This window comes from Bombilactobacillus mellis (genome assembly GCF_000967245.1).
GTDB lineage: Bacteria > Bacillota > Bacilli > Lactobacillales > Lactobacillaceae > Bombilactobacillus > Bombilactobacillus mellis.
The window spans coordinates 3,087-4,511 of the sequence record NZ_KQ033883.1 but is presented as its reverse complement, the minus strand read 5'-3'; the positions used below and the strand labels follow the sequence as shown (position 1 = coordinate 4,511).

Sequence of the window (1,425 nt, the reverse complement as noted above, 5' to 3'; positions counted from 1 at the left end):
TTTGGATAAATAAGGGGTGATACTGTGCCAAAATGATATGGGAAATAAAAGTCCTATGGGCTATAGCCCATAGGACTTTTATTTCCCATATCATTTTGGCACAGTATCACCCCTTATTTATCCAAATAATTCCATTTTGGAACGCCACCTTTTCCGTCCTATGGGCTATGCAAAATAAGCCATCTGTTTTCGTCTCTATTTCCAGTAGTTCCCCAGTGGTTCAGCAGAACAGCCCAACCATTTCACAATCTAATCTATTCCAGCATAACTTGCTGGTTCTCTTAACTATATTTGATATCATAAGGAACTAGGCACTAACAAACTTTATAATTAGCCTGTGTTATGTTCGTGTATTGTGAATTTAAGACTGTTTATTTTCATAATTTATGAAATTATGCTCTACTTGATTATGTAAATTGGATATTTTATTACATTTTATTTCATACAGTCAGATAAACAGCTGTCTAGGATTTTATCCAGATAAGAATTTATACATGCCTTATTTTAGCCCCGCTATCATCTTTTATTTGTCTTTGAATATAAATATATACCTGAATACCTTGTAAAGCTCTTAAAAGGGCGGATATTCGCTTTTAATAAACTTTGCTACTGGCTCGCTGGGGTTTGACCTAGTTATTAAACTATAAATAATATATAAAAAAATGCTCTAAACCCCAATTTATCAAGGTTTAAAGCACTTTTTATGCTATAATTAAAGGGTAGAGAAGTTAAGGCGGTGGCGCTCTTTTTTTATGGGAGGTGGTCGCTATGGTGTAATATCCTTAGCAAGTACTATTCTAAAGAAAGGAGCAGCCTCGTGTCCGTTAAGGATGCGTTGCAGCTAATGCTTGCCTTTGGTACTTTTACCATTGAGCTGATAGCTTTAGTTGTTGAGCTTATTAAGATAAGCAAAAAAAAATAACCGCCTATACTTTGACAGGTAGCGGTTATTAATTAAATAACTTTATACTGCGTCACCGTCTTAAACGGCTATACATAGAAGGGCTGGTGATAGCAACACCGGCTCTTTTTATGTCTTCATTATAACACGATTAGCATTAATAACCCAAACAACAACTTTTCACTCGGGTTTTAATCCCTACTAACAATGATCTTTAAAATAATCTTAAATTTAAGCTTCATTTTTCCCAATCATTAAAATTTATTGAGTCTTGAATATAAAAAATATACCTAAATACCTTTTAAAGCTCTCAAAAGGGCTGATATTAGCTTTTAAGAAACTTTACTACTGGCGCGCTGGGGTTTGACCTAATCATTAAACTATAAATAATATATAAAAAAATGCTCTAAACTCTAATTATGAAAGTTTAAAGCACCTTTTATAGTTGTGAAACCTATTAAAATAAGCAAAAAAATAACTACCTAAAACTTTGGCAAGTAGCGGTTATTAATTAAACCAATATG

The 1,425-nt window shown here is 33.1% G+C and carries 1 protein-coding gene; it reads left to right on the top strand.

The window, feature by feature from the left end:
• The first annotated feature begins 844 nt into the window (after positions 1-844).
• The gene (locus tag JG29_RS09025; RefSeq protein WP_198176531.1) at positions 845-922 is read left to right on the top strand and encodes a putative holin-like toxin; all 78 of its coding nucleotides are present in this window, start codon (positions 845-847) and stop codon (positions 920-922) included.
• Positions 923-1,425: the final 503 nt, after the last annotated feature.